The 24,644-nt window shown below is 64.8% G+C and carries 21 protein-coding genes and 1 pseudogene; 16 read left to right on the forward strand and 6 right to left on the reverse strand.

Features of this window, described 5'->3' with window-relative positions; translation table 11 throughout:
* Positions 1-129: 129 nt before the first annotated feature.
* Together ahpC and ahpF are read left to right on the forward strand one after the other, a co-directional pair.
* A complete protein-coding gene (gene ahpC / locus B5X69_RS15520) occupies positions 130-693 on the forward strand; it encodes an alkyl hydroperoxide reductase subunit C (RefSeq protein WP_079639567.1) in 564 nt (187 codons plus the stop codon).
* Positions 694-823: 130 nt separating this feature from the next.
* Positions 824-2,407 carry an alkyl hydroperoxide reductase subunit F gene (gene ahpF, locus B5X69_RS15525; RefSeq protein ID WP_079639568.1) on the forward strand — a complete coding sequence of 528 codons (1,584 nt, stop codon included), beginning with the start codon at positions 824-826 and terminating at the stop codon, positions 2,405-2,407.
* An 81-nt stretch (positions 2,408-2,488) separates the two neighbouring features.
* On the opposite strand, the gene glpD is transcribed toward ahpF, so the two are convergent.
* Complete coding sequence (gene glpD / locus B5X69_RS15530) at positions 2,489-4,009, reverse strand: glycerol-3-phosphate dehydrogenase (protein WP_079639569.1); 1,521 nt, start codon at positions 4,007-4,009, stop codon at positions 2,489-2,491.
* A 187-nt stretch (positions 4,010-4,196) separates the two neighbouring features.
* On the opposite strand from glpD, the gene zwf reads away from it, so the two are divergent.
* From zwf to B5X69_RS15575, 9 genes and pseudogenes are all read left to right on the forward strand, one after another.
* Positions 4,197-5,600 (forward strand): glucose-6-phosphate dehydrogenase, encoded by a 1,404-nt coding sequence (gene zwf, locus B5X69_RS15535; protein WP_245798773.1) that lies wholly within the window; start codon positions 4,197-4,199, stop codon positions 5,598-5,600.
* Between the two features lie 189 nt (positions 5,601-5,789).
* The gene (gene edd, locus B5X69_RS15540; protein WP_079639571.1) at positions 5,790-7,631 is read left to right on the forward strand and encodes a phosphogluconate dehydratase; all 1,842 of its coding nucleotides are present in this window, start codon (positions 5,790-5,792) and stop codon (positions 7,629-7,631) included.
* Positions 7,632-7,735: 104 nt separating this feature from the next.
* Positions 7,736-8,356 carry a bifunctional 4-hydroxy-2-oxoglutarate aldolase/2-dehydro-3-deoxy-phosphogluconate aldolase gene (eda, locus tag B5X69_RS15545; protein ID WP_079639572.1) on the forward strand — a complete coding sequence of 207 codons (621 nt, stop codon included), beginning with the start codon at positions 7,736-7,738 and terminating at the stop codon, positions 8,354-8,356.
* A 97-nt stretch (positions 8,357-8,453) separates the two neighbouring features.
* Positions 8,454-9,251, forward strand: a complete 798-nt coding sequence (locus tag B5X69_RS15550) for a dienelactone hydrolase family protein (RefSeq protein WP_079639573.1) — start codon at positions 8,454-8,456, stop codon at positions 9,249-9,251.
* Between the two features lie 48 nt (positions 9,252-9,299).
* Positions 9,300-10,016 (forward strand): ribonuclease PH, encoded by a 717-nt coding sequence (gene rph, locus B5X69_RS15555; RefSeq protein WP_079639574.1) that lies wholly within the window; start codon positions 9,300-9,302, stop codon positions 10,014-10,016.
* A 1-nt stretch (position 10,017) separates the two neighbouring features.
* Positions 10,018-10,647 (forward strand): RdgB/HAM1 family non-canonical purine NTP pyrophosphatase, encoded by a 630-nt coding sequence (gene rdgB / locus B5X69_RS15560; protein ID WP_079639575.1) that lies wholly within the window; start codon positions 10,018-10,020, stop codon positions 10,645-10,647.
* Positions 10,648-10,750: 103 nt separating this feature from the next.
* Positions 10,751-11,207: pseudogene (locus tag B5X69_RS22455) on the forward strand (DUF2239 family protein).
* Positions 11,208-11,268: 61 nt separating this feature from the next.
* The gene (gene hemW / locus B5X69_RS15570; RefSeq protein WP_079639576.1) at positions 11,269-12,414 is read left to right on the forward strand and encodes a radical SAM family heme chaperone HemW; all 1,146 of its coding nucleotides are present in this window, start codon (positions 11,269-11,271) and stop codon (positions 12,412-12,414) included.
* A 130-nt stretch (positions 12,415-12,544) separates the two neighbouring features.
* Positions 12,545-13,435, forward strand: a complete 891-nt coding sequence (locus B5X69_RS15575; protein ID WP_245798770.1) for a tyrosine-type recombinase/integrase — start codon at positions 12,545-12,547, stop codon at positions 13,433-13,435.
* 196 nt (positions 13,436-13,631) lie between these two features.
* Here B5X69_RS15575 and B5X69_RS15580 read toward each other — a convergent pair whose 3' ends face one another.
* The 3 genes from B5X69_RS15580 to rsmI all read right to left on the reverse strand — a co-directional run bounded on the left by B5X69_RS15580 (position 13,632) and on the right by rsmI (position 16,294).
* Entirely contained in the window at positions 13,632-14,240 is a 609-nt protein-coding gene (locus B5X69_RS15580; RefSeq protein WP_079639578.1) for a DedA family protein, read from the reverse strand.
* 24 nt (positions 14,241-14,264) lie between these two features.
* Positions 14,265-15,215, reverse strand: coding sequence for a glutathione synthase (gene gshB / locus B5X69_RS15585; RefSeq protein WP_079639617.1), 951 nt, complete (start codon positions 15,213-15,215; stop codon positions 14,265-14,267).
* Positions 15,216-15,433: 218 nt separating this feature from the next.
* Positions 15,434-16,294 carry a 16S rRNA (cytidine(1402)-2'-O)-methyltransferase gene (rsmI, locus tag B5X69_RS15590; RefSeq protein WP_079639579.1) on the reverse strand — a complete coding sequence of 287 codons (861 nt, stop codon included), beginning with the start codon at positions 16,292-16,294 and terminating at the stop codon, positions 15,434-15,436.
* A gap of 73 nt (positions 16,295-16,367) precedes the next feature.
* On the opposite strand from rsmI, the gene B5X69_RS15595 reads away from it, so the two are divergent.
* Both B5X69_RS15595 and infC read left to right on the forward strand, forming a co-directional pair.
* Complete coding sequence (locus B5X69_RS15595; protein WP_245798774.1) at positions 16,368-17,483, forward strand: penicillin-binding protein activator; 1,116 nt, start codon at positions 16,368-16,370, stop codon at positions 17,481-17,483.
* A gap of 171 nt (positions 17,484-17,654) precedes the next feature.
* The gene (infC, locus tag B5X69_RS15600; RefSeq protein ID WP_079639580.1) at positions 17,655-18,191 is read left to right on the forward strand and encodes a translation initiation factor IF-3; all 537 of its coding nucleotides are present in this window, start codon (positions 17,655-17,657) and stop codon (positions 18,189-18,191) included.
* A 9-nt stretch (positions 18,192-18,200) separates the two neighbouring features.
* Here the strand turns inward: infC and B5X69_RS15605 are convergent, their stop codons facing one another.
* Positions 18,201-18,896, reverse strand: coding sequence for an NRDE family protein (locus B5X69_RS15605; RefSeq protein ID WP_079639581.1), 696 nt, complete (start codon positions 18,894-18,896; stop codon positions 18,201-18,203).
* A gap of 126 nt (positions 18,897-19,022) precedes the next feature.
* Between B5X69_RS15605 and B5X69_RS15610 the strand changes: the two genes are divergently transcribed.
* A complete protein-coding gene (locus B5X69_RS15610; protein WP_079639619.1) occupies positions 19,023-19,469 on the forward strand; it encodes a hypothetical protein in 447 nt (148 codons plus the stop codon).
* A 22-nt stretch (positions 19,470-19,491) separates the two neighbouring features.
* Here B5X69_RS15610 and uvrB read toward each other — a convergent pair whose 3' ends face one another.
* Entirely contained in the window at positions 19,492-21,678 is a 2,187-nt protein-coding gene (uvrB, locus tag B5X69_RS15615) for an excinuclease ABC subunit UvrB (protein ID WP_079639582.1), read from the reverse strand.
* 98 nt (positions 21,679-21,776) lie between these two features.
* Between uvrB and B5X69_RS15620 the strand changes: the two genes are divergently transcribed.
* Entirely contained in the window at positions 21,777-22,322 is a 546-nt protein-coding gene (locus B5X69_RS15620) for a DUF3617 domain-containing protein (RefSeq protein WP_079639583.1), read from the forward strand.
* 565 nt (positions 22,323-22,887) lie between these two features.
* Positions 22,888-24,615, forward strand: a complete 1,728-nt coding sequence (locus tag B5X69_RS15625) for a tetratricopeptide repeat protein (RefSeq protein ID WP_079639584.1) — start codon at positions 22,888-22,890, stop codon at positions 24,613-24,615.
* Positions 24,616-24,644: the final 29 nt, after the last annotated feature.

The raw sequence follows: 24,644 nt of genomic DNA on the forward strand, positions 1-24,644 counted from the left end.
TGAAACGCGCCCCTCGCAGCCTTCAACACCATGTTTTATATAGGAAATATAATGGTCAGGACAGCGAAATCAGCGCCTTACTTGGGAAATGTGGGTAGAAGAGGGCTCCCGACAACCAAGGAGTTTTTCATGTCCGTTCTCAATACGACCCTCAAACCCTTTAAGGCTACCGCGTTCAAGGACGGCAAGTTCGTCGACATCACCGATGCCGATGTGAAGGGCAAGTGGGCAGTTTTCTTCTTCTATCCCGCTGATTTCACTTTCGTCTGTCCGACCGAACTCGAAGATCTCGCTGACATCTATCCTACTCTCCAGAAGATGAACGTCGAGGTCTATTCGGTGTCGACCGATACGCATTTCTGCCACAAGGCCTGGCACGACACCTCGCCGGCGATCGGCAAGATCAACTACTACATGGTGGGCGACCAGAACCACGTGCTGTCGAACAACTTCGAAGTGCTGCGCGAAGGTGTCGGCCTCGCGGACCGCGGCACCTTCGTTCTCGACCCCGAAGGCGAGATCCAGCTGCTTGAAATCACCCCCGAGGGTGTGGGCCGCAACGCGGCTGAGCTGCTGCGCAAAATCAAGGCGCTGCAATATTGGGTCAGCCACCCGGGTGAAGTCTGCCCCGCGAAGTGGGAAGAGGGCGCTGAAACGCTTGCGCCTTCGCTCGACCTCGTCGGCAAGATCTAAGCCGTGAACCGGTGTCCCGTCCCCCCGGACGCGGGGACGGGGCAGGCCGCACGCATGCGGCCTGCTGCCCCCGGGCCCGCCTGTGCGCGGGCCCGCGGATGCCCTTACCTATTCCCAAAGGAGCTCTCCCATGCTCGACGCCAATCTGAAGCAGCAGCTTCAAGGCCTCCTCACGAATCTTCGTGAACCGATTGAACTTGTCTCGTCGCTCGACGGTGGCGCGAAGTCGGCTGAGCTCGCGGATCTTCTCGACGAAGTCGCCGCGCTCTCCGACAAGGTCAGCGTGGAGCGTGCCGACGACGATGCGCGCCGCCCGAGCTTCCTCATACGCCGCGTCGGTCACCCCGAAATCGCGGTACGCTTCGCGGGCATTCCGCTCGGCCACGAATTCACCTCGCTCGTGCTGGCGCTGCTGCAGGTCGGGGGCCATCCGCCCAAGGTCGCGCCCGAGGTGATCGACCAGGTTCGCGCGCTTGAGGGCGACTATCATTTCGAGACCTATTTTTCGCTCTCGTGCCAGAATTGCCCCGACATCGTGCAGGCCTTGAACCTGATGAGCGTCGTCAATCCGCGCATAACGCACACGGCAATCGACGGCGGCCTCTTCCAGAGCGAGGTCGAGAGACGCCAGGTGATGGCCGTGCCGACAATCTTCCTCAATGGGGAGAATTTCGGCCAGGGCCGGATGGAGCTTGAACAGATCCTTGCCAAGCTTGACACGGGCGCTGAAGCGAAGGCGGCCGAGAAGATCGCGGCCAAGGATGCGTTCGACGTTCTCGTTGTCGGCGGCGGGCCCGCGGGCGCCGCGGCCGCCATCTATGCGGCGCGCAAGGGGATCCGCACCGGCATCGCTGCGGAACGTTTCGGCGGGCAGGTGCTCGACACGATGGCGATCGAAAATTTCATCTCGGTTCCGCACACCGAGGGACCCAGGCTCGTCGCGCAGCTCGAGCAGCATGTCAAAGACTATGACGTCGACGTCATGAACCTGCAGCGCGCCGAAAAGCTGATCCCCGCCGAGCGCGAAGGCGGTCTGCACGAAGTGCGCCTTGCAAACGGCGCGTCGCTGAAGGCTCGGACCGTGATCCTTTCGACCGGCGCCCGCTGGCGTCAGCTCGGCGTGCCGGGCGAAGAAGAATATCGCAACAAGGGCGTTGCCTATTGTCCGCACTGTGATGGCCCGCTCTACAAGGGCAAGCGCGTCGCGGTGATCGGCGGCGGCAACAGCGGCGTCGAGGCGGCGATCGACCTTGCCGGCATCGTCGCGCATGTAACGCTCATCGAATTTGACAGCGAGCTTCGCGCCGACGCGGTGTTGCAACGCAAGCTTGCGAGCCTCTCCAACGTCAAGATCATCACCTCGGCGATGACGACCGAAGTGCTCGGCGACGGCACGAAGGTAACGGGCCTGTCGTACAAGGACCGCGGCAAGGGCGAACTCCATCAGGTCGAGCTTGAAGGCATCTTCGTCCAGATCGGGCTTGTCCCCAATACCGAATGGCTCAAGGACAGCGTTGCCTTGTCCCAGCGCGGCGAGATCGAGGTCGACCATCGCGGCGCAACAAGCCAGCCTGGAATCTTCGCCGCGGGCGACTGTACGACCGTGCCCTACAAGCAGATTGTCATCGCAATGGGCGAAGGGTCGAAGGCGGCGCTGTCGGCGTTCGACTATATGATCCGCCTGCCCGCCGAAGCTGCGGTCGAGGCCGCCTGATCCGTCCGTAATTCCGGGCTGGGTTCAGCGTCTCGCTCGAGGGCGAGCGGGATCCTGGACCTCGCCCGGGTTGACGAAGGATTATTCGGGAAGCGCCGGCCTTGCCAGGATCGCACGGAGACAGGCCTCGAGCCCTTCGGCCTCCGCCTCGGTGAAGCGCAGCCCGAGCTTGCTGCGGCGCCAGAGTATATCCTCGCTCGTGCGCGCCCATTCGCGCGTGACCATCCATTCGGTCTCGGCCGCCGAGAGACCGTGCCCGATTTCGCCGCCAAGATCATCCCAGCTTTGCGCATTGCCGAGCCAGGCCCGCGCCCCGGTGCCGTGAGCGCGCGCGATGCGCTCCGCAGTAGCGGGGGTGAGGAAGGGGTGCGACTGGCGAAGTTCGGCGGTGAGCGCCGCAAGGCCATCAACCGGAAAATCCCCGCCGGGCAGCGGCGCCTCTCCGGTCCAGCGGGGTCCTGAGAGGGCGGGGACGTGCGCTGCAAGTTCGTCGACTGCATGTTCGGCGACATGACGGTAGCTCGTGATCTTCCCGCCATAGATGGTGAGGAGCGGAGCGCCCTCCTCGCAGTCAAGGTCGATGCGGTAGCCGCGCGTCGCTGCCTCGGGCTTTCCCGACCCGTCTTCGATGAGCGGGCGAACGCCTGAATAGGTCCACACCACGTCGGAAGGGGTGAGCGCTGCGCGAAAATACTGGTTTGCGCCGTTGCAAAGATATTCGATTTCTTCCGCGCTTGCATGGATATTATCCAGGGGGCCTTCATGGTCCTGGTCGGTGGTGCCGATCAGCGTGAAATCGCGCTCATAGGGAATGGCAAAGAAGATGCGCCCGTCGGGGAGCTGAAAGAAATAGGCATAGTCATGATCGAAGATGCGGCGCACGACGATGTGCGAGCCGCGCACCAGCCGCATCCTGTAATCGGGCGGCGCTGCGGCCCGGCGAAGGACATCGAGAACCTCGGGGCCGGCGGCGTTGACGAGGCTGCGTCCGGAAAAGCGGTAGGCCTGTTCCCTTTCGCCGCTCGCCTCGACGATCCATAGTCCATCCTCGACGCGCAACATCGCGGCGCGCGTGCGGGTGCGGATGCGCGCGCCCTTGTCCGCCGCATCGCGCGCGTTGAGAAGGACGAGCCGCGCGTCGTCCACCGCAGCGTCGGAATATTCAAAGCCTTTGCGATAGCGGCTCTGGAGCGGCGCGCCGGCGGGATGAACGCGAAGGTCGACCGAGCGCGTTGCAGGCAGCCGCCTTCGTCCGCCGATATGATCGTAGAGGAAGAGCCCGAGCCTCAGCAGCCAGCGCGGCCTCAGGCCATCGCGATAAGGGAGGACGAAGCGCATCGGGCGGATGATGTGGGGGGCGATGCCCCACAATCGCTCGCGCTCTTTCAGCGCCTCGCGCACCAGCGCGAATTCATAATGTTCCAGATATCGAAGGCCGCCGTGGATCAGCTTTGTCGACGCCGACGAGGTGCCGCCTCCAAGGTCGCCCGCCTCGAGCAGCAGCACCCTGCCGCCGCGTCCTGCTGCGTCGCGGGCAACCCCTGCGCCATTGACCCCGCCACCGATCACGATGACGTCATAGGGCGGCACGGGGTCGGTCATGGCGTTGCTTCCTAGGGCTGTCTGGCCGACAAGGCCAGCTTCTGCAAAGCTATGCGGCCTACGTATGCGCGTTGCAATCAAGCGGTGCATCGGCCAGTTTTCGGTCGGATATCCAAGGGGAGAGCGCGTGAGCGTCAAAGTCGAAACATTGATATTGTTCGGGGCCACGGGCGATCTTGCGCACCGGATGCTGTTCCCCTCGCTCTACAATCTCCACATGGACGGCTTGCTCGCCGACACGCTGACGATCATCGGGTCGGGAAGAAGCCCCCTCGAACGCGCCGCCTTCCAGTCGCAGGTGCGCGAGGCGCTCGGCGAGCATCTCACCGAAGACCGCATCGATGCTGCCATGGCCGAGAGCTTCCTTGAGAGGATTGACTATTGCCCGGTCGATGCAGGCTCGGGCACGGGCTATGATGAACTTGCCGCCATGCTCGGCGATCGCATGACCCGCCCCATCGGTGTCTATCTTTCGACCCCGCCATCGATGTTCGGGCCGATTGCACAGGGGCTTGCGGCAGCGAATATCGCGTGCGCCGAATGCCGCATCGCGATGGAAAAGCCGATCGGCCACGACCTTGCCTCATCGCGCGAGGTGAATGCCCAGGTCGGCGATGCCTTCGCTGAAGACCGCGTGTTCCGTATCGACCATTATCTTGGCAAGGAAACGGTGCAGAACCTGCTCGCGCTGCGATTTGCCAACATGTTGTTCGAGCCGCTCTGGAACGCGCAGGCGATCGACCATGTCCAGATCACAGTTGCCGAGACCGTGGGGCTTGAGGGGCGCGTCTCCTATTATGACGGGGTCGGCGCACTTCGCGACATGGTGCAGAACCACATGCTCCAGCTTCTTGCGATCATCGCCATGGAGCCGCCCGCCAGCGTATCGGCCACAGCGGTGCGCGACGAGAAGGTGAAGCTTCTTCGCAGCTTGCGCAAGATGCGCGCCGAAGACGTCAAATCCTTGAGCGTAAAGGGCCAATATACGAGCGGAGCGGTGGGCGGGCAGGCAGTCGCGGGCTATGCCGATGAACTTGGAAAGCCGTCGAACACGGAAACCTTCGTCGCCTTGAAGGCGTTTATCGACAATTGGCGCTGGAAGGGCGTGCCCTTCTACCTGCGTACCGGCAAGCGCATGCCACAGCGCCAGTCCGAGGTGCTGATCCAGTTCAAGCCGGTGCCGCACAATATCTTCGCGCGCGTCGGCGCGCCCAGGCTCGACCCCAATGTGATGATCATCAATCTGCAGCCCGAAGAGAATATCCGCGTCAAGGTCATGGCAAAGCAGCCGGGCCTCGACCGCGATGGCGTTCGGCTGAAGGAGGTCAATCTCGACGTCTCGCTCTCGCACAGCTTTGCTGGCGAGCGGCGGCGGATCGCCTACGAGCGGTTGCTGCTTGATTTCATCGAAGGCGACCAGACGCTGTTTGTGCGCCGCGACGAGGTCGAGGCGCAGTGGGAGTGGATCGATTCGATCCGCAATGCCTGGGCGGCCGTTGACCTTGCACCGCAAAATTATACCGCCGGAAGCTGGGGCCCGTCCGCGGCGATCGCGCTGATCGAGCGTGACGGGGCGAGCTGGCATGATTGAAGGTGGTTCCTTCGCGCGCCGGGTGAGGCGGATCGGCCCTTGCCCTGCTGCTGCAAGCCCGAAGCGCGTGAGGGACCTTAAAATTGCTTTGCCGCCCACTCTTCCTGTTCACACCCTGCCCAGGCGGCGCAGCGCGCTGTTCTGCCTGCACATCCCTTGCCCCATTGGGGCGGGGGGATTGGAATTATCATGACCACGCTTCATCCCGCCATCGCCCGCGTGACCGAGCGCATCATCCGCCGCAGCGCCGAGCGCCGCGCCGCCTATCTTGCGCTGATGGAGCGCCAGCGCGAGGCCGGAACCAATCGCGGCGTGCTCTCGTGCGGCAATCTTGCGCATGGTTTCGCAGCGGCAGGGGACGACAAGCCGGTGATCCGCGGCGGGAGGGCGATGAATATCGGCATCGTTACCGCCTATAACGACATGCTCTCGGCGCATCAGCCCTATGGCCGCTATCCCGAGCAGATCAAGCTTGCGGCGCGCGAGAAGGGCGCGACGGCGCAGGTCGCGGGCGGCGTGCCCGCGATGTGCGACGGCGTGACGCAGGGGCAGGCGGGGATGGACCTCTCGCTCTTCAGCCGCGACACGATCGCGCACGGGACCGCGATTGCGCTCAGTCATGCCATGTTCGAAGGCGCACTCCTCCTTGGCATTTGCGACAAGATTGTTCCTGGCCTTCTCATCGGGGCGCTGCGCTTTGGCCATCTGCCCACGATCCTCGTGCCTGCGGGGCCGATGCCCTCGGGTCTTGCGAACAGGGAAAAGCAGCGTGTTCGCCAGCTCTACGCGCAAGGCAAGGCGAGCCGCGACGAACTCCTCGATGCCGAGGCGGCCTCCTACCATAGTGCCGGCACCTGCACCTTCTACGGAACAGCGAACAGCAACCAGATGATGATGGAGCTGATGGGGCTGCACGTGCCGGGGAGCGCATTCGTCAATCCCGGCACGAAGCTGCGCCAGGAGCTGACCCGCGCTGCGACGCACCGGCTGACCGAGATCGGGTGGGACGGCGATGACTATCGCCCGCTTGCGCGCTGCGTCGATGAAAAGGCCATCGTCAACGCAGCGGTCGGTCTCCTGGCAACAGGCGGCTCGACGAACCATGCCATCCATCTGCCCGCGATTGCGCGCGCTGCGGGGATCCTGATCGACTGGCAGGACTTTGACGAACTCAGCCATGCGGTGCCGCTGCTCGCGCGCGTCTATCCCAATGGCGCGGGCGACGTGAATGATTTTCGCGCCGCAGGCGGGATCGGCTTTGTCGCGCGCGAACTCCTGAATGCCGGACTGCTCCACGGCGACATCCTCACCGTCAGCGGGTCGATCGAGGCCTATGCAAGCGAACCGGTGCTCGAGGGCGATGAGCTGCGCTGGGAAGCCGCGCCCGCCTTGTCCCGCGACGAGGCGATGCTGCGTCCGGCGGCCGAGCCCTTCTCCCCCGACGGAGGAATGCGGCTTCTGGCCGGCAATTTGGGGCGCGCGATCATCAAAACGAGCGCGGTAGCTGAGGACCGGTGGACGATCGAGGCGCCCGCGCGCATCTTCGACGATCAGAATGAGGTCATCGAGGCGTTCAAGGCCGGCGAACTCGACCGCGATGTGGTGGTCGTCGTGCGCTTCCAGGGGCCGCGCGCCAATGGCATGCCCGAACTCCACAAGCTGACCCCGCCGCTCGGGGTCCTCCAGGACAAGGGATACCGCGTTGCGCTCCTCACCGACGGGCGCATGTCGGGCGCGAGCGGGAAAGTGCCCGCGGCGATCCATCTTTCGCCCGAGGCGCTACCGGGCGTCGACGGCAAGAGCGGCCCGCTCGCCTATTTGCGCGACGGCGATCTCGTGCGTGTTTGCGCGCGAAAAGGCGAAGTGGCTGCGCTCGTCAGCGAAGCTGAGTGGGCGGCGCGAACCCCCGCCGCACCGCCGCCGCCTGCCCTCGGTGTCGGGCGCGAGCTCTTCGCCTTGTTCCGCATCCACGCGGACGAGGCAGAAAAAGGCGGCTCGGCCATATTGGCAGCGATGGACAGCGTCACCTGACGGTCCATCATTCGCAAAGGGCGCCGCGATCGCTGGCGGCCGGACAAAGCGAAGACGTCCCCATCCTGGCGTTCGCCGGGATCCAAGGAAAGAGAAGTTTGAACATGACAAAATCAGGCATCGAGCAGATCATGGCACTTGCGCCGGTCATTCCGGTCATCGTCATCGACCGGGTCGAGGATGCTGTGCCCATGGCCGAGGCGCTCGTCGCGGGCGGCCTTCCAGTGCTCGAGGTGACGCTGCGCACGGCAGCCGCGCTCGATGCGCTCCAGGCGATGAAGAAGGTGGCGCGCGCCATTGTCGGCGCTGGCACCGTAGTTGATCCGCAGATGCTAAGCGGGGCGATCGCGGCGGGCGCCGAGTTCATCGTCTCGCCCGGTCTCACGGACAATCTCGGCCAGGCGGCAGTCGCGAGCGGCATTCCCTTCCTTCCTGGCACGGCCAATGCGAGCGACATCATGCGCGGCCTCGACCTTGGCCTCACCCACTTCAAATTTTTCCCGGCTTCAACGAGCGGCGGCATTGGGGCCTTGAGGGCGCTTGCGGGTCCCTTCGGCCAGGCGCGTTTCTGTCCGACCGGCGGCATCACGGCCGCGAGCGCCCCCGAATGGCTCGCGCTTGATGCGGTGCTCTGCGTCGGCGGGAGCTGGGTCGTTCCGCCCGGTCCGCTCGATCCTCAAAAGGTCGAAGCGCTGGCGCGCGAGGCTGCATCACTGCCGCGTTAGAGGATTACCGGCGCGTCCCAGGCGCTGTCGGAGATGACAAATTGGGGTTTCTATAAGCGCAGCTCCTGTTAGCCTCCCCGCCGGGGAGGATGACCGGATGACGCGCTCGCTGAATGAGGACGATCCGCTCGACGATTTCGAGCATCGCGATATCGCGCTGCTCGGCCGCAAGCACCGCGTCTACACGATGGGGAGCGGCCCTGCGGTGATCGTGATGACCGAGATGCCCGGCATCAGTCCGCATGTCGCGCGCTTCGCGCGCTGGGTCCGCGACGCGGGCTTCACCGTCTATATGCCGCATATCTTCGGGAAGGATGGCGCGGTGCCGCGCATGCCCGGGGCGCTGTTCACCATGATCGGTGGATGCATGAGCCGGCAGTTTCGCGCCTTTCAGGCCAATGAAAGCTCGCCTGCGACGCGCTGGCTGCGCGAACTTGCAGCGCTTGCGCACGCCGAATGCGGCGGCAAGGGAGTGGGGGCGATCGGCATGTGCTTTACGGGGAATTTCGCGCTCTCGATGATGCTCGAGCCCGCGGTCCTTGCGCCGGTGCTTGCGCAGCCCTCGCTGCCGCTCGGCGATGCGTCAGGCATGCACATCGCGCCCGAGGAACTCGCGGCCGTCAAGGCGCGGATGGAGGCGGAGGATCTGACCGTCCTCGCCTACCGTTTTGAAGGCGATAAATTCTGCAAGGCCGCGCGCTTTGCGGCCTATGAGGCCGCGCTTGGGGATCGTTTCGTCGGCCGCGTGCTTCCCGATAGCGCCGCCAACCCCGACAGCCCGATGAAGAATCCGCACAGCGTCGTCACGCTCCACCTCATCGACGAGGCAGGGGAGCCCACGATCGAGGCGCGCGATGAAATCCTAGATTTCTTCCGTATGCGGTTGAGCGGATGATCGCGCGGGCCTAAGGGCGGCGGCAATCTTCAATCGAAAGGAATTTTCATGCGCCCTTCCGGCCGTGCGCCCGACCAGATGCGCACCATCACCATCGAGCCCGATTTCACCATCCACGCCGAGGGCAGCGTCCTCGTCGCCTTCGGCAACACCAAGGTGCTGGTGACTGCCAGCGTTGAGGAGAAGGTGCCGCCCTTCCTGCGCGGCAAGGGGCAGGGCTGGGTCACAGCCGAATATGGCATGCTCCCGCGCGCGACGCACACGCGCGGAAGCCGTGAGGCGGCGAAGGGCAAGCAGTCGGGGCGCACCCAGGAAATCCAGCGGCTCATTGGCCGGTCCTTGCGCGCCGTTGTTGACATGGCCAAGCTCGGCGAGCGTCAGATCGTCATCGACTGCGACGTAATACAGGCCGACGGCGGGACGCGCACGGCGTCGATTTCGGGCGCGTGGGTCGCGCTCCGTCTCGCGGTCGACAAGCTGATCGCAGCCGGCGCCCTCACCGAGGATCCGATCGAGGACAAGGTCGCGGCGATTTCATGCGGCATCTACAACGGCACACCGGTGCTCGACCTCGACTATGACGAGGATTCGAATGCCGAAGCCGACGGCAACTTCGTGCTGACCGGCAAGGGGCAGATCGTCGAGGTCCAGGCAAGCGCCGAAGGCGCGACCTATGATGAGGAAGGCCTGCTCCGCCTGCTGCGCCTGGCGCGCATCGGCTGCGCTGACGTCTTCGCCGCGCAGGCGAAGGCCACCGGACGCTGAGATGACGCGCAGGCTCGCCCCCGGCACGCTCGTCATCGCAAGTCACAATGCCGGCAAGGTGCGCGAGATCCGTGCGCTTTTGGAACCTTTCGGGATCGCGCCGGTGTCGGCGGGCGATCTTGGCCTTCCAGAGCCCGAGGAAACGGGGGCGAGCTTTCGTGAGAATGCGCTTTTGAAGGCCCACGCGAGCGCTTCAGCGTCGGGCCTTCCTGCGCTCGCCGACGACAGCGGGCTCGAGGTGAGCGCGCTCGGCGGGCGGCCCGGGGTCTACACCGCCGACTGGGCCGAGCGGCAATGGTTCGAGGGTGAGAAAGGGCGCGACTGGTATCTTGCGATGGGCAAGGTCGAGGGGCTCCTGGCCGAGCAGGGGACGGATGTCGACCGCAGCGCGCGCTTTGTCTGTACCCTGGCGCTCGCCTGGCCCGACGGCCATGCCGATATTTATGAAGGCGCCGCAAACGGCCATCTCACCTGGCCGCCGCGAGGCGAGCTAGGCTTTGGCTATGACCCTGTCTTCATCCCCGATGGCATGGCCTTGACGTTTGCGGAGATGGATCCTGCAGAAAAGCATCGGATCAGTCACCGGGCCGATGCATTTGCAAAGCTGGTGGCAGGCGCGTTCGGCGGATGATTATCCCCGGGTAATATGGACGGGGTCTTGCCCGGGTGTAATGCGGCGACATGACGCAGGAACATGATAGCGTCACGCCCTTTCTTCGCGATACCATGCTCGCGTGAGGCCCCCGCGCGGAGGCGACGCGCCTCCTGGAGGAACCTTATCCCGGCGATCTTGGCGCCATCCTTGTTTTCGAGGATGCGACCGGGCGATTGACCGACCTCGATTATTGGGCGCTGGCAAGGCGCCGCCGCCATCCGCGGGATGCCCGCGGCTCGGCGTCAAGACGCGCGACGTCACCTTGCTGCCTCGGCATTGGGGCTGGCTCGCCGCGCAGGCCGGCGGTGCGCCGGCGACGCTGAGGCGGCTGGTCGAAGCTGCGAGCAAGAAAGCCCCGGAGGCGAAGCAGCGCCGACGCGGCCTATCAATTCATGAGCCATGTCTGCGGCGACCGGCCCGGCTCTGAGACGGCCTTGCGCGCGCTTAACCGGGGCGACATTGCGGTGCTCATGGCCGCGATCGCCGGGTGGCCCGCCGATATTCGCGTGCCTATCGCGCATCTGCTCGCGCCCTGATGCCCTGCGCGGGGCATTTCAGTCTTTGGCGTGCGCACAGAAAGCGAGTAGGGCGCGGGCGATGGCCGAACCGCTTGCCCTTTATGTCCATTGGCCCTTTTGCGTAAGCAAATGCCCCTATTGCGACTTCAACAGCCATGTGCGCGATCGCGTCGATCAGGACGCCTGGCGCGCCGCGTTGCTCGCGGATCTGCGGTATGAGGCGGCGCTGCTTGGAAAGCGGCGCGTCTCCTCCATCTTCTTCGGAGGCGGAACGCCAAGCCTGATGCCGCCCGCGACCGTCGCCGCCATAATCGCCGAGGCGGAGGCTCTGTGGGGGCTCGCGGACGATTGCGAGATCACGCTCGAGGCGAACCCCAATTCGGTCGAAGTTGCAGCCTTTGCCGATCTCGCCGCCGCAGGCGTCAATCGCATATCGATAGGCGTTCAGAGCTTTGACCCGGAGGTTCTTGCCTTTCTTGGGCGCGCGCACAGCGGCGAGGAAGCGCGGCGGGCGATTGCGGCCGCGCAAGCCTCCTTTGCCCGCACGAGTTTCGATCTCATCTATGCGCGCCCCGGACAGTCGCTTTCGGATTGGGAGGCCGAGCTTGGCGAAGCGCTTGCCTTTGGCACCGGGCATCTCTCGCTTTATCAGCTCACGATCGAGCCCGGCACGCGGTTCTGGGCGCTTGCGGCAAAGGGCGAGCTCGTCCTTCCCGACGGCGACGTCGCCGCCGATCTCTTCGACGTGACGCAGGCCATGACGCGCGCTGCCGGCCTGCCGCGCTACGAAGTGTCGAACCATGCAAGGCCCGGCGAGGAGAGCCGGCACAATCTCACGTACTGGCGCTATGGCGATTATGCCGGCATCGGTCCCGGCGCGCATGGGCGGCGGCTCGCGCAGGCGAGCGAGCGGCACAAGAAGCCCGAGAATTTTATCGCAGCGGTTGAGCGCAGCGGACACGGGCTGAGGATCGAGAGCGATCTGCAGCCACATGAACGCGCAACCGAGGCGATGCTGATGGGCCTCAGGCTTACCGAAGGCGTTGACCTGGCCCGCGTCGAGAGGCGCTCAGGACTGGCGCGCGAGGGATTTTTCGATGCGGCGGCGGCAGAGCGGCTCGCGGCGCAGGGGCTGGTGCGGCAGCGGGACGACCGGCTGATTGTCACCGATGAGGGGATACTTCTCCTTGACTCGATCCTTTCCGAGGTGGTTCGAACGGGCTAGTCTGTCCCAAAGACTGCCTGACCTTCGCTTGGCACCCTTGTGCCAGGCTTCCTCAAGCGGGGCCGCTCTTCCCTTTTGAGGGCTGGGGAGGGGCGGGGTCTTTGAATGCGCAGCCTGAATGGAATTTGGCTTGGCTGACCGACTGATCCGCGATTGGGACGCGCATCTTGCGCATGAGAAGCGCCGCTCGGACCACACCCGCCGCGCCTATATCGCGACGGCAGAGCGTTTCTGCGCCTTCCTGTCGCAGCATCGCGGCGGCGCGGTCGACAAGGCCATGCTCAGCGCGCTGAACCCCAATGATCTTCGCGCCTATCTCGCTGACCGCCGCGCGGGAGGCCTTGGCAATGCGTCGGCGGCGCGCGAGCTTTCGGCGCTGCGGAGCTTTCTGCGCTATGTTGGGGGATCAAACGCGCACGTGCCGGCGATGCGCGGGCCGCGCGTCAAGAAAGGGCTGCCGCGCCCGGTGGCGCCCGCCGAGGTGATGGGTCTGGCGCAGGATGTTGAGGATACTGCGCGCGAGGGCTGGGTGGGCGCGCGCGATTTTGCGCTGCTGCTGCTGCTCTACGGCGCTGGTCTGCGCATCGGGGAGGCGCTGTCGCTGACGGGCGCGGCGCTGCCGCTCGGCGATACGCTGCGCGTCACCGGCAAGCGCGGCAAAACCCGCATCGTCCCGATCCTGCCTGCGGTCGCGAAGGCAGCGGCGCGTTATGCCGCGGCCTGTCCCTGGCCGATCGACAAGGAAACGCCCCTCTTTCTCGGCGCGCGCGGCGGCCCGCTTCAGCCGGGCGTCGTCCGCGCGAGCGTGCGTGCAGCCCGCCGCGCTTTGCGCCTGCCCGAGCGGACGACGCCGCATGCGCTGCGCCACAGCTTTGCCACGCACCTCCTCGCAGGCGGCGCGGACCTGCGCAGCTTGCAGGAGTTGCTCGGTCATGCGAGCCTCGCCTCGACACAGATCTATACCGCGGTCGATGCGGCGCATTTGCTCGATGTCTACCGCTCGGCGCATCCGCGGGCGTGAGAGATTTTTCTGAAGGAGCCGACGTGCAAGGCGGCGGAAGCGAGCAAGACAATGCGGTGATCGACTGGACGATCACCGGCAACGGCAAGCCGATATCGACGATCAGTCGACAGCAGCGTCCGGTCCCGTGCGTCCCGTTATTCCGATCCCTTTCGTGCGCGCCACCCAGCTTGAGCGGGCGTGGGTTGGAGGCCTGTCACTCGCCTTTTTCCTTGGATTTCCAAGTCACGACGCGGTAAATGTAGAGAAGAACAAGCGAGCCGATAGCAACCAGCGCAACCGGGCCGACAAAGGCGTCGAGATTCGCGAAGCGGCCGCCAAACCAGCTCCCCGCGCCCGCGAGCGCGGTGATCCAGATCGTCGAGCCTGCGGCCGTCCAGGCTAGGAATTTTGCCTGGTTCATCCGAACCATCCCGGCGGGCAGCGACACCATCGTCCGCGCGACCGGCATGAAGCGCGCAGCGAAGACGATGCCGGGGCCATATTTCAGGAACCCGCCGTGCAGCCGCTCGACCTGTGCCCAGTCGAGCGTCAGCCAGCGTCCGTGGCGGTCGACGAAGGGTTTGAGCCGTTCATAGCCAATCCAGCGCCCGACTGCGTACCAGACCCAATTGCCCGCGCTCGTCCCGGCAACCGCGACCGCGATCAGCGTCCAGAAATCAAACCGCCCCTTGGCGACCGCGATGCCGCCAAGGCCCATGATCACTTCAGACGGGATCGGCGGGAACACATTTTCGAGCAGCATCAGGACGAAGATGCCAGCGTAGCCCCAGCTCTGGATCAGATCGAGAATGAATGCGGTCATGCCGACCTCTACGCGGGAGGCGCGTCAACCGATCCGCCGCGCGATCGCATCCCAGATCATTCCCGCCGTGTCGGTGCCGTTGAAGCGGTCGATCGCGACGATGCCGGTCGGCGAGGTCACGTTGATTTCGGTGAGCCATTCACCGCCGATGACGTCGATGCCGACGAAGATCAGTCCGCGCTCGCGAAGCCTCGGGCCGAGCGCGGCGCAGATCTCCTGCTCGCGCGGGCTGAGCGTCGCGGCTTCAGCATAGCCGCCGACCGCGAGGTTCGAGCGAAACTCGCCTTCGCCGGGCTTTCGATTGATTGCGCCCGCAACTTCGCCGTCGATCAGGACGATGCGCTTGTCGCCTTCGCTGACGCTGGGGAGGAATTGCTGCACCATGAAAGGTTCAGGCCACACCTGCCCGAACAGTTCGACGAGCGCGCCGAGGTTCGTGCCGGCCTCATCGATGCGGAACACGGCCTTGCCGCCGTTGCCGTGGAGCGGCTTGATTACCAGCGCGCCGTAGCGCTGGTGAAAATCCTTCACCGCCTCAAGATCGCGCGTCACCATTGTCGGGGGCATGAACTCGGCGAAATCGAGCACGAACACCTTCTCGGGCGCGTTGCGTACCGAGACAGGATCATTGACCACGAGGGTCTCGTGCGCGATCCGCTCGAGCAGCCAGGTGCCCGTCAGATACCCAAGGTCGAAAGGCGGATCCTGGCGCATCAGCACGACGTCGACATCGCGGCCGAGATCGAGGGTTTGGGGCTCGCCAAAGCGGTAATGCGCGCCCGCCTCGCGCCGCACCTCGAGCACCGGATGCGCGCGCGCGGTCAGCCGCCCCGCCTCCCACGTCAGCGAGCGGACATCATAATGAAAAAGGCTGTACCCGCGTTCCTTGGCGCTCAGCATCAGCGCGAAGCTGCTGTCGCCCGCGATGTTGATGCCATCCATCGGGTCCATTTGCACCGCGGCGCGCAGGGTCATCAGGGTCTCCTCGGGTTGCCAGACGCAGTGCAGATGGCGCGCCAGGCGTCCCGGTGCAAGGAGCATTGCGCCGGCAATGCGCGTATCTGCCGTGCAGGCGACGCGCGGCGCGAGCGCTTTTATGGATCACAGCGGTGCAGCGCCGCCGAAAATCATCGATGCCTCGCCTGGATCGTCGGCTGGGCCGCGCCCCGTCACGGCGCCGCCCAGGCGCCGGATCAGAGGCCTTCCTTTAGCGCGAGCGCGCGGGTGTAGACCGCGTGCCGGTTGCGTCCGAAGCGCTTGGCGACCTCTTTGGCTGCCCTCGATACCGGCTGGGCTGCAAGCGCGGCGCGAAGCGCTGCATCGACGACCGCGTCGTCGGCCACTTCGGCGGCGCCCTCGGTGGGCGGCGCCACGACGATCACAATCTCGCCCTTTGGCGGCGCTGCGGTGTAGCGCGCAGCAAGGTCGGCGAGCGAGCCGGTCACGCATTCCTCGTAGAGCTTCGTGATCTCGCGCGCGACCGCTGCCTCGCGGTTCCCGAGGCCTTCGGCGAGCGCGGCGAGCGATGCGCCAAGGCGCGGCCCGCTTTCGTAGAAGATGAGACTGGCGCGCAGACTGGCGAATTCGGCGATGGTGTCGGCGCGTGCCTTTGCCTTGGAGGGGAGAAATCCTGCGAAAAGGAAGCGGTCGCTCGGTAGCCCCGAGAGAGTGATCGCTGCGATCGCGGCGCAGGGACCGGGAAGGGTTGTGACGAGCCTTCCTGCGGCGCGCGCATCGCGGACCAGCTTGTATCCAGGATCCGAAATCAGCGGCGTTCCCGCGTCCGATACCAAGGCCACGACCTTGTCGGCCATTTGCGCAACCAGATCGGCGCGGGTGCGTTCGTCGCTGTGATCGTGATAGGGGGTCATCGGAACACGCAAACCCAGGTGCGAAAGCAGCTTCGCGGTCACCCGCGTATCCTCGGCCGCGATCAGGTCGGCGCGCGCCAGCACCGCAGCGGCGCGCGCGCTGATATCGCCAAGGTTGCCGATGGGGGTCGCCACGATATAGAGACCGGGCAAGGGAGAATTTGAGATGGTCGAATCCGGCATGACGCCGAAAATGGCAGAAACTGCCGCGCTGCGCCAAGACAATGCGTCGCCGCGGCGGCATTTGCTGCGCGCAATGAGCGTAATGGCGCTCGGCGGCCTGCTTGCGGCGTGTCAGGTCGTGCCAAAAACCGCAGGTCCGCCGCCGCCGCCCGAAGCGCCTGAGACGATCGAGCCCGGCCTGCCGACCGATACCGATCGTCACCGCGTCGCGCTGCTCGTGCCCGAGACGGGTGCAAACGCTGACGTCGGCACCGCGATCGCCAATGCGACGACAATGGCGCTGCTCGACGCGCGCGCCGAGAAGGTTCGCATCACCACCTATGATACCGCGCTCGGGGCCGCTGCCGCGGCGCGGCAGGCGATTGCCGACGGCAACAAGCTTATTCTGGGGCCGCTGCTCAGCGAGGATGTCGGCTCGGTCGCCCCGATCGCGCGCGCGGCGAAGGTGCCCGTGCTCAGCTTCTCGAACGACACGAGCGTGGCGGGCAACGGTGTCTTCATCATGGGGTTCGTCCCCGGCCAGTCGGTCGAACGCGTCGTCTCCTTCGCGCGCAGCAAGGGGCATGTGCGCTTCGGCGCGCTGGTCCCCAAGAATGTTTATGGCGAGCGCTCGGCGGCCGCCTTCCGTTCGGCGGTGAAGGCGGCGGGTGGCACGCTCGTCGCGGTCGAATCCTATGATCATAGCGCGGCTGCAATGACGGGTGCGGCGCGCCGGCTTGCCAATGCGGGCGACATGGATGCCGTGCTGATCGCCGATGCCGGCGGGAATGCGGTGCGCGCGGTGCCGGTGATCAAGAGCAATGGCGAACGCCAGATCCTGGGGACCGAGCGCTGGAACACCGATGCGTCCCTCGGGGCGAGCGCGGCGATGCGCGGCGCCTGGTTTGCGAGCGTCTCAGACGGTCTTTATGGCCAGATGGCAACGCAGTACCGCAAGCGCTACGGCAAAGCGCCCTATCGCCTCTCGAGCCTTGGCTATGATGCGGTGCTGCTCACCGTACGAATCGCCCGCGACTGGAAGCCGGGTGCGAATTTTCCGGTAAATCGCTTGCTCGCGCCCGACGGCTTTGGCGGGATCGATGGCATTTTCCGCTTCGATAATCGCGGGATAGCGATGCGCGCGCTCGAGGTCAGCGAGGTCGGAGCGGGCGGATTCCGCGTCATCGACCCCGCTCCGACCAAATGGTAATCCGCGCCAGGGCGTGACTTCGTCGCCACAGTCGGGCGAAAACTGCGGTCGCTTTGCCACAGGCAGCCTTTACGAGGCGCCTGCGTTCACTATATGAGCGCGTGACGCGCTGCGTGACGATGCAGCGCGCCGCGTTCTATGTTTTCAGGAGATACAGCTATACGCCCGCCCATGACCCGCCGCCCGCTGGCGCCGATGCCGCCGAAGAACGGCCCGCGATATAATGAATTCATCGCCTCCCCCAAGGTCCGCGTGATCGACGAGGAAGGCGAAAATCTGGGCGTAATGCTGACTGCCGAAGCGATCGAACAGGCGGCCGAAGTCGGCCTCGATCTGGTCGAAGTCTCCCCGAACGCCGATCCGCCGGTGTGCAAATTCCTCGATGTGGGCAAGTATAAGTACGAGGCCCAGAAAAAGGCGAATGCCGCGCGCAAGAGCCAGAAGACGCAGGAGATCAAGGAGATCAAGATGCGTCCGAACATCGACGACCATGACTTCGACGTGAAGATGAAGAAGGTTTTCGACTTCCTCGAGGAAGGCGACAAGGTCAAGATGACCATGCGCTTTCGCGGCCGCGAGATGAGCCATACCCAGCTTGGCCTCAACGTCCTTCAGCGCGTTGCGGAAATGACCGCCGATGTTGCGAAGGTCGAGGCTCACCCGCGCACCGAGGGCCGCCAGATGCTGATGGTGCTGGCGCCGAAATAATAGCGGGGTTCAGCCCACGCAAAATTCAAGGGCGGTCGTTCCAGCGGGACGGCCGCCCGCTTCATATCTGCGCTCGGTCATTTTGATGCTGCCATCGGCGGCAAGCGCGACGAGGGTCGAGCAGCGGGTGCCATAGACGCCGCCTTCGAGGAACAGCGCTGGATCGTCCGTCGCGGTGAGCGTGTCGAGGAGACGATCGGGGGCCATGCCGGCGCTCACCACGGCACCGAGCGCCGCGCGAAGCCGCTCGGCCCGCGGGCAGGGCTGATCGATGGGCTCATTGGCGAGCGCATGGACGCCCGGCTCGAGCGACAGGATCTGCGCGCACGGCCGGTTGGTAAGGAGACGCGCCTTCCCGTCGACGGCAAACAGGTTGAAGGCATTGAAGCGCTCGAGATCGGCTGCCGCGGGCTCGGCGAAGCGGCCATCGCCGCGCAGCATGTCGACCACCAGAGCGCCGCGTGATTCCTTCGCCGGATCGGGCATCGCGCCGCGCACGTTGGTGACGACGACGACGCGGCCGCTTGGTCGATGCGCGCCCAGCCACGTCCCGCCCGCCTTGAGATCGCGTCCCCCAACGATGCCGCTGCCATCGTTCCAGGCTGCAAGCGCAGCGCTCGGTCGCGCATGAAATTCATCGCGATTGCCGACGAGGATCAGGGGCCAGTCCGGATGGACCCGCCAGGCGAGGGCAACGACGCACATGGCGCGCCTATCGCGCGGCCGCCCCGGCTTGCCAAGGGGGAAGCGCGTCATGCCGACACAATCAAGTTCCGCGTCCCGGTAAAGCATGTTAGATTGGGCGCGCTCAAAAAAGGGGAGGGGCTTGCCATGAACGGGACGGTCAGAACGCCTTGGCATTTGTGGGTTGTCGGGATGCTTTCGCTCCTGTGGAACGGCTTTGGCGTCACTGACTATATGATGACCAACCTCAAGAATATGTGGTGGCTGCGCGACTTCGCCCAGCTGACCCCCGAACAGATCGCCTATTTCGACTCGACGCCCAGCTGGGCGACGGCGGCCTGGGCGTTCGGCGTATGGGGGGCTTTTGCAGGGTCGCTGCTGCTGGTGCTGCGTAGCCGCCATGCGGTGACGGCCTTCATCGTGTCGCTCGCGGGCCTTGCTTTCAGCACCCTCTATCAGTTCGCTCTGTCACCCGTTGACCTTACCCAATTGTTCGGCCCCGGCCCGATGTTTACCACCCTGGTCATCTGGCTGATCGAGATTGCGCTCCTTTATTATGCGCGGCGCCAGACGGGGAAAGGCGTGCTGCGCTGAGCGGAAGGATCGCGGGGGGGCGCTAGCGCCCCCATTTGGTCCGGCTCTGCTTGCCAAAGCGACCCTTGCGCGTGCCGGGCTTGCCCTCGTTCGAGCGCCCGACCATCGGGGCGACCTGCTGGTCGGGCGGCAGTCCGAGTTCATCGGCCTCGAGCCGGCGTATTTCATCGCGCAGGCGCCCCGCTTCTTCGAACTCGAGGTCTGCCGCAGCGTCGCGCATCTTCTTTTCGAGCTCGGCGATGTAGGCGCGCAGATTGTGGCCGACCATATGATCGGGCCGGTCGTCGCCAAGCTCGATGGTGACGCCATCCTTTGATGCGACATGCGCGATGATATCGCCAATCTGCTTCTTCACGCTTTCGGGCGTGATGCCATGCTCTTCATTATAGGCGAGCTGCTTGGCGCGGCGGCGGTCGGTCTCGCGCATCGCGCGCTCCATGCTGCCCGTGATGCGGTCGGCATAGAGGATGACGCGGCCATCGACGTTGCGCGCGGCGCGGCCGATCGTCTGGACGAGGCTGGTTTCGCTGCGCAGGAACCCTTCCTTGTCAGCATCGAGGATCGCAACGAGCCCGCATTCGGGGATGTCGAGCCCTTCACGCAGGAGGTTGATGCCCACGAGCACATCGAACACGCCAAGGCGCAGGTCGCGGATGATCTCGATGCGTTCGAGCGTCTCGACATCCGAGTGCATGTAGCGGACCTTGAGGCCCGCCTCGTGCAGAAACTCGGTCAGATCCTCGGCCATTCGCTTTGTCAGCGTCGTTACCAGCGTCCGGTAGCCCGTCGCGGCGGTCTTCTTCGCCTCGGCGATCAGGTCGTCGACCTGCTCTTCAACCGGCTTGATCTCGACCGGCGGGTCGATGAGGCCGGTGGGGCGGATCACCTGCTCGGCAAAGACGCCCTGCGTGCGCTCCATCTCCCAGGTTCCTGGCGTCGCCGAGACGCTCACGGTCTGCGGACGCATCAGATCCCATTCGGCAAAGCGCAAGGGGCGGTTGTCGATGCAGGAGGGCAGGCGGAAGCCATATTCGGCAAGCGTGATCTTGCGGCGATGGTCGCCCTTGGACATCGCGCCGATCTGCGGGATCGTCTGATGGCTCTCGTCGACGAAGAGCAGCGCATTGTCGGGCAGATATTCAAACAGCGTCGGTGGCGGCTCGCCGGGGAGGCGGCCGGTGAGGAAGCGGCTGTAATTCTCGATCCCGGCGCAGCTTCCGGTCGCCGCGATCATTTCAAGGTCGAAATTGGTACGCTGTTCAAGACGCTGGGCTTCGAGCAGGCGCCCCTCGGCTTCGAGTTCCTTGAGACGCTCGGCCAGTTCGTGACGGATCGCCTCGGTTGCCTGCTTGAGCGTTGGCCCCGGGGTAACATAGTGGCTGTTTGCATAGACGCGGACATGATTGAGGCTGGCGATCCTTTTCCCGGTCAACGGATCGAACTCGGTGATTTCCTCGATCTCGTCGCCGAAAAAGCTGACGCGCCACGCCATGTCTTCATAGTGCGAGGGAAAGATCTCGAGGCTGTCGCCGCGCACGCGGAAATTGCCGCGCGCGAACGCCTGGTCGTTGCGCTTGTACTGGAGTGCGACGAGCTTGCGGATGATCTCGCGGCTGTCGACAACCTGGCCCTTCTTCAGATCGAAGATCATCGCCGAATAGGTTTCAACCGACCCGATGCCATAAAGGCACGAGACAGACGCGACGATAATCACATCGTCGCGTTCGAGCAGCGCGCGCGTCGCCGAGTGGCGCATGCGGTCGATGGCCTCGTTTACGCTGCTTTCCTTCTCGATGTATGTATCCGAGCGCGGCACATAGGCTTCGGGCTGATAATAGTCGTAATAGCTGACGAAATATTCGACCGCATTGTTCGGAAAGAAGCTTTTGAACTCGCCATAAAGCTGAGCGGCGAGGATCTTGTTCGGGGCGAGGATCAGCGCGGGGCGCTGCAGTTCCTCGATCACCTTGGCCATGGTGAAGGTCTTGCCCGACCCGGTGACACCGAGCAGCACCTGATCGCGCTCGCCCGCGCGTGCGGTATTGACAAGTTCGCGGATCGCGGTCGGCTGGTCGCCCGCAGGCTCATAGTCGCTAAGGAGCTCGAAGCGCTTGCCGCCCTCGACCTTGTCGGGACGCGCGGGGCGGTGCGGGACATAGCCCTCGGCTGTATCGATTTCGTCGAGCGAGGTGCGAATCTGGATGGCCATCAAGGCCAATATGGGGCCGCGGAGCCCCCGCCGCAATCGGTGCGCAACCAACTGGGGTCAAGCGTGTTTTCCCTTCGCCGAAGTGGAGGAGGAAACCCATGAGTAAATGCGTGACGATGGCGGCGCTTGGCGCCGCCCTGGCGTTGGCTGGCTGCGGCAAATCGGACGAGGCCGGCAAGGCCGGTGACGCCGCGGACGCTGCCCAGGCCGAAGGCGGTGCAACCGCCGGGCTGGCCAGGCGTGAGCCGGGCAACTGGAAAACCGACGTCAAGCTCGTCAAGCTCGACATGCCCGGCGCACCGGGCGCGGTGAAGGATCAGATGGCCAAGCAATTTGCCTCAGCCGGCAGCACCGAAACTTGCCTCACCCAGGCAGAGGCCGACCAGGAAAATCTGGCGAATGTGATGTCCGAGCGATTCGGCGAGGCATGCACCTGGTCGAAGAATGAAATGCGCGGCTCTGCGATCGACGTTGCGGGCACTTGCACCGCCAATGGCCAGAAGGTCGAGCTCGCGATGGCGGGAACGGTCACTCCTGATAAGACGGACGTGACGATAACGACCAAGACGGCCGCGCCCACAGGCGGCCCGGTCGAAATGCAGATGCAGGTCACCAACACGCGCATCGGCCCCTGCAAGGCCTGAACCGTCGCAGTAAACCCAGCAAAAGGGCGCGCGGCTTTCAGGGCCGCGTGCCCTTTTCATTTGGGCAGTATTTCCGGCGTTGATGAAGGTCGCAGCGCCATAGGAGCGCAGACGTGGAGAGAGCTCTGGGAGGGACGCGGACTTGCCGATCGGGAGCAGGTGGGGCTGCTGCCCGATCGGCGAAGTCTCAGTGTATGAAGCCGGCAGACCATGCGAATGATGCCAGGGACCAGCTCGCACCATTCAATCCATCGACCTCAAAGCGTCTACCTGAGACCAGGTCTCAGACCAGACCGCGGCGTTGTGGGGGGCGCCGGGTCGAGGAAGGATTGACATCTTAGAGGAGGATGCGACAGTTACATGAGGTCACGAAGCGGCATGTAGCCATTTGATAATCAATTATTAACCTCGTGGGACGCTTTTTCGGGCTGGAAATGTGGGAACTATTCCAGTTCGAACGCGTTTGGGTTCGCTTGTTACCGTTACACGGTCATCCGCTGCTCGGCGAAATGCCGGTTTAGGGTATCAACTGTGTTCCGGCTCGTCGGGGGCATAAAAGGCCAGCATGGATCGCACCAGGGATAGCGAGACCTCGGATACCGGCGGAGCCGAGCGGATTATTGCCAACGAGCTGGAACAGCTGCTCGCGTCGCCTTTGTTCGTGCGTTCCCCCGTCCTGTCGCGCCTGCTCCAATATCTTGCCGACCATCAGCTGCGAGGTGGGCGCAGCGCGCCCAAGGCCTATGCCATCGCAACCGAAGCGCTTGGCCGCAGCGCTGATTTCGACCCGGCGGTCGACAGCTATCCGCGCGTCATGGTCGGGCGGCTGCGGACCTTGCTTGACCGTTACTATGCCGACACGCCCTGGATTCATCGCCTTCGCGTGCCGCAGGGAAGCTATGAGCTCGTCGTGCAGCATCGTACCTCGCCGCCATCGCGAAGCGAAGGCGTTCGAGCGCCCGGCAAGGAGGTGGCGAACGAGCCATCAGCGCCGCTCGTTGCTGACAGCCGCCGCCGGGGGGCGCTTTGGCGGTGGGCGCTCGCAGCTCTTGCCATATTGACCCTGCTACTGGCCGCCTGGTGGGCCTTTGCGGGGAATGCGTTCGGAACAAAGCTGGTGTCGGTACCGCTCCTTGAAGTGAGCGCGCCCGTGGCCGGCGATAGCCCCGAATCGCGCGCGATGGCGCGGGCGCTCGATGGGAAGCTGCGCGACGGATTGCGCCGGTTCGAACTCGTCGATCTGATGAGCGCGCGCGAGCCGGGCGCCCGGTCGGCTGGAAGGACTGCCGACTACCGGCTTGACGCCTCGATCGTGCGAACCGCCGAGGGCCCCGTCGATGTCACCCTCGTCCTTAACCGCGTCGCCGATCAGCGCGCGATCTGGTCGGTCCAGATCCGCGCTGCTGCCGACCAACTGCCGGAGTTCGACGCGATCGCGCCCTCGATCGCCCAGCTTGCTGGGGATTACGGGGTAATCGTACGCGACCAGATCCAGCGTGAGCCCGATAATTTCGCAAAGGGCTTTCCCTGTCTCGCGCAGTTCAACCGCATTCGCCAGATGCGCGATCCGGCGAGCGTCCAGAAGGTCAGCGGATGCCTGCGCGCTTCGCTCGACGCCGCGCCGCGCGATCCCGTTTTGCTGAGCGCGCTTTCGCTCCTGCGCTTTGGAGATTGGCAGCCGCAGCGCACGAGCGCGGCCGGCAAGGCGGCGCTGGATGAAGCGCGCCGGCTCGCCGAGCGCGCCTATCGGAGCGCTCCGGCGTCGAGCGCGGGCCTCTTCGCCATGGCCCGGGCGCATTTTTACGCGGGTAATTGTGCCGCCGGAATGCCGATGGGCGACGCGGCTGTGAAGCTCAATCCCTATGACCCCGATCTCGCGGGCTTCCTGGGGCTCTTCAAGGCCTCGTGCGGTGATCCTGAAGGCGGCGAGCCGCTGCTGCGCCGCTCGCTTGAACTCGACTCGACTTACGCAGGTGTTCCCGCGGTCACGCTCGCCTTCATGCTGTCGCAGCGGGGCGAACTCGATGAAGCGCTCGCGATCCTTGACCGCATGCCCTCGCCGAGCAATCTCGAGCCGCAATATCTGATGGTCCGGGCGATCGTCGTCGCGGCCCAGGGGGACGTCGAGGGGGGACGCCGGCTCTGGCGCGCGCTTCTCGACTATACGGGTCAACCGGCGAATGCCACGCCCGAGCAGGTGCTGCGCCAGTTCATGATTACGCCTGCGGTCATCGCGCGCGCATCGACTGCGCTGCGCAAATCGGCTATTGTTACCGCGCGCAGCGGCGGGTAAAATTGGCCCAGAAATCCTGGGCGCTCCTC

The organism is Sphingopyxis flava, from assembly GCF_900168005.1.
Lineage (GTDB): Bacteria > Pseudomonadota > Alphaproteobacteria > Sphingomonadales > Sphingomonadaceae > Sphingopyxis > Sphingopyxis flava.

Excerpts from the sequence above, each read along its gene's own strand:
- ahpC (WP_079639567.1), top strand. The coding sequence starts at position 130 with ATGTCCGTTCTCAATACGACCCTCAAACCCTTTAAGGCTACCGCGTTC.
- ahpF (WP_079639568.1), top strand. The coding sequence starts at position 824 with ATGCTCGACGCCAATCTGAAGCAGCAGCTTCAAGGCCTCCTCACGAAT.
- glpD (WP_079639569.1), bottom strand. The coding sequence starts at position 4,009 with ATGACCGACCCCGTGCCGCCCTATGACGTCATCGTGATCGGTGGCGGG.
- zwf (WP_245798773.1), top strand. The coding sequence starts at position 4,197 with ATGCTGTTCCCCTCGCTCTACAATCTCCACATGGACGGCTTGCTCGCC.
- edd (WP_079639571.1), top strand. The coding sequence starts at position 5,790 with ATGACCACGCTTCATCCCGCCATCGCCCGCGTGACCGAGCGCATCATC.
- eda (WP_079639572.1), top strand. The coding sequence starts at position 7,736 with ATGACAAAATCAGGCATCGAGCAGATCATGGCACTTGCGCCGGTCATT.
- B5X69_RS15550 (WP_079639573.1), top strand. The coding sequence starts at position 8,454 with ATGACGCGCTCGCTGAATGAGGACGATCCGCTCGACGATTTCGAGCAT.
- rph (WP_079639574.1), top strand. The coding sequence starts at position 9,300 with ATGCGCCCTTCCGGCCGTGCGCCCGACCAGATGCGCACCATCACCATC.
- rdgB (WP_079639575.1), top strand. The coding sequence starts at position 10,018 with ATGACGCGCAGGCTCGCCCCCGGCACGCTCGTCATCGCAAGTCACAAT.
- hemW (WP_079639576.1), top strand. The coding sequence starts at position 11,269 with ATGGCCGAACCGCTTGCCCTTTATGTCCATTGGCCCTTTTGCGTAAGC.
- B5X69_RS15580 (WP_079639578.1), bottom strand. The coding sequence starts at position 14,240 with ATGACCGCATTCATTCTCGATCTGATCCAGAGCTGGGGCTACGCTGGC.
- gshB (WP_079639617.1), bottom strand. The coding sequence starts at position 15,215 with ATGACCCTGCGCGCCGCGGTGCAAATGGACCCGATGGATGGCATCAAC.
- rsmI (WP_079639579.1), bottom strand. The coding sequence starts at position 16,294 with ATGCCGGATTCGACCATCTCAAATTCTCCCTTGCCCGGTCTCTATATC.
- B5X69_RS15595 (WP_245798774.1), top strand. The coding sequence starts at position 16,368 with ATGAGCGTAATGGCGCTCGGCGGCCTGCTTGCGGCGTGTCAGGTCGTG.
- infC (WP_079639580.1), top strand. The coding sequence starts at position 17,655 with ATGACCCGCCGCCCGCTGGCGCCGATGCCGCCGAAGAACGGCCCGCGA.
- B5X69_RS15605 (WP_079639581.1), bottom strand. The coding sequence starts at position 18,896 with ATGTGCGTCGTTGCCCTCGCCTGGCGGGTCCATCCGGACTGGCCCCTG.
- B5X69_RS15610 (WP_079639619.1), top strand. The coding sequence starts at position 19,023 with ATGAACGGGACGGTCAGAACGCCTTGGCATTTGTGGGTTGTCGGGATG.
- uvrB (WP_079639582.1), bottom strand. The coding sequence starts at position 21,678 with ATGGCCATCCAGATTCGCACCTCGCTCGACGAAATCGATACAGCCGAG.
- B5X69_RS15620 (WP_079639583.1), top strand. The coding sequence starts at position 21,777 with ATGAGTAAATGCGTGACGATGGCGGCGCTTGGCGCCGCCCTGGCGTTG.
- B5X69_RS15625 (WP_079639584.1), top strand. The coding sequence starts at position 22,888 with ATGGATCGCACCAGGGATAGCGAGACCTCGGATACCGGCGGAGCCGAG.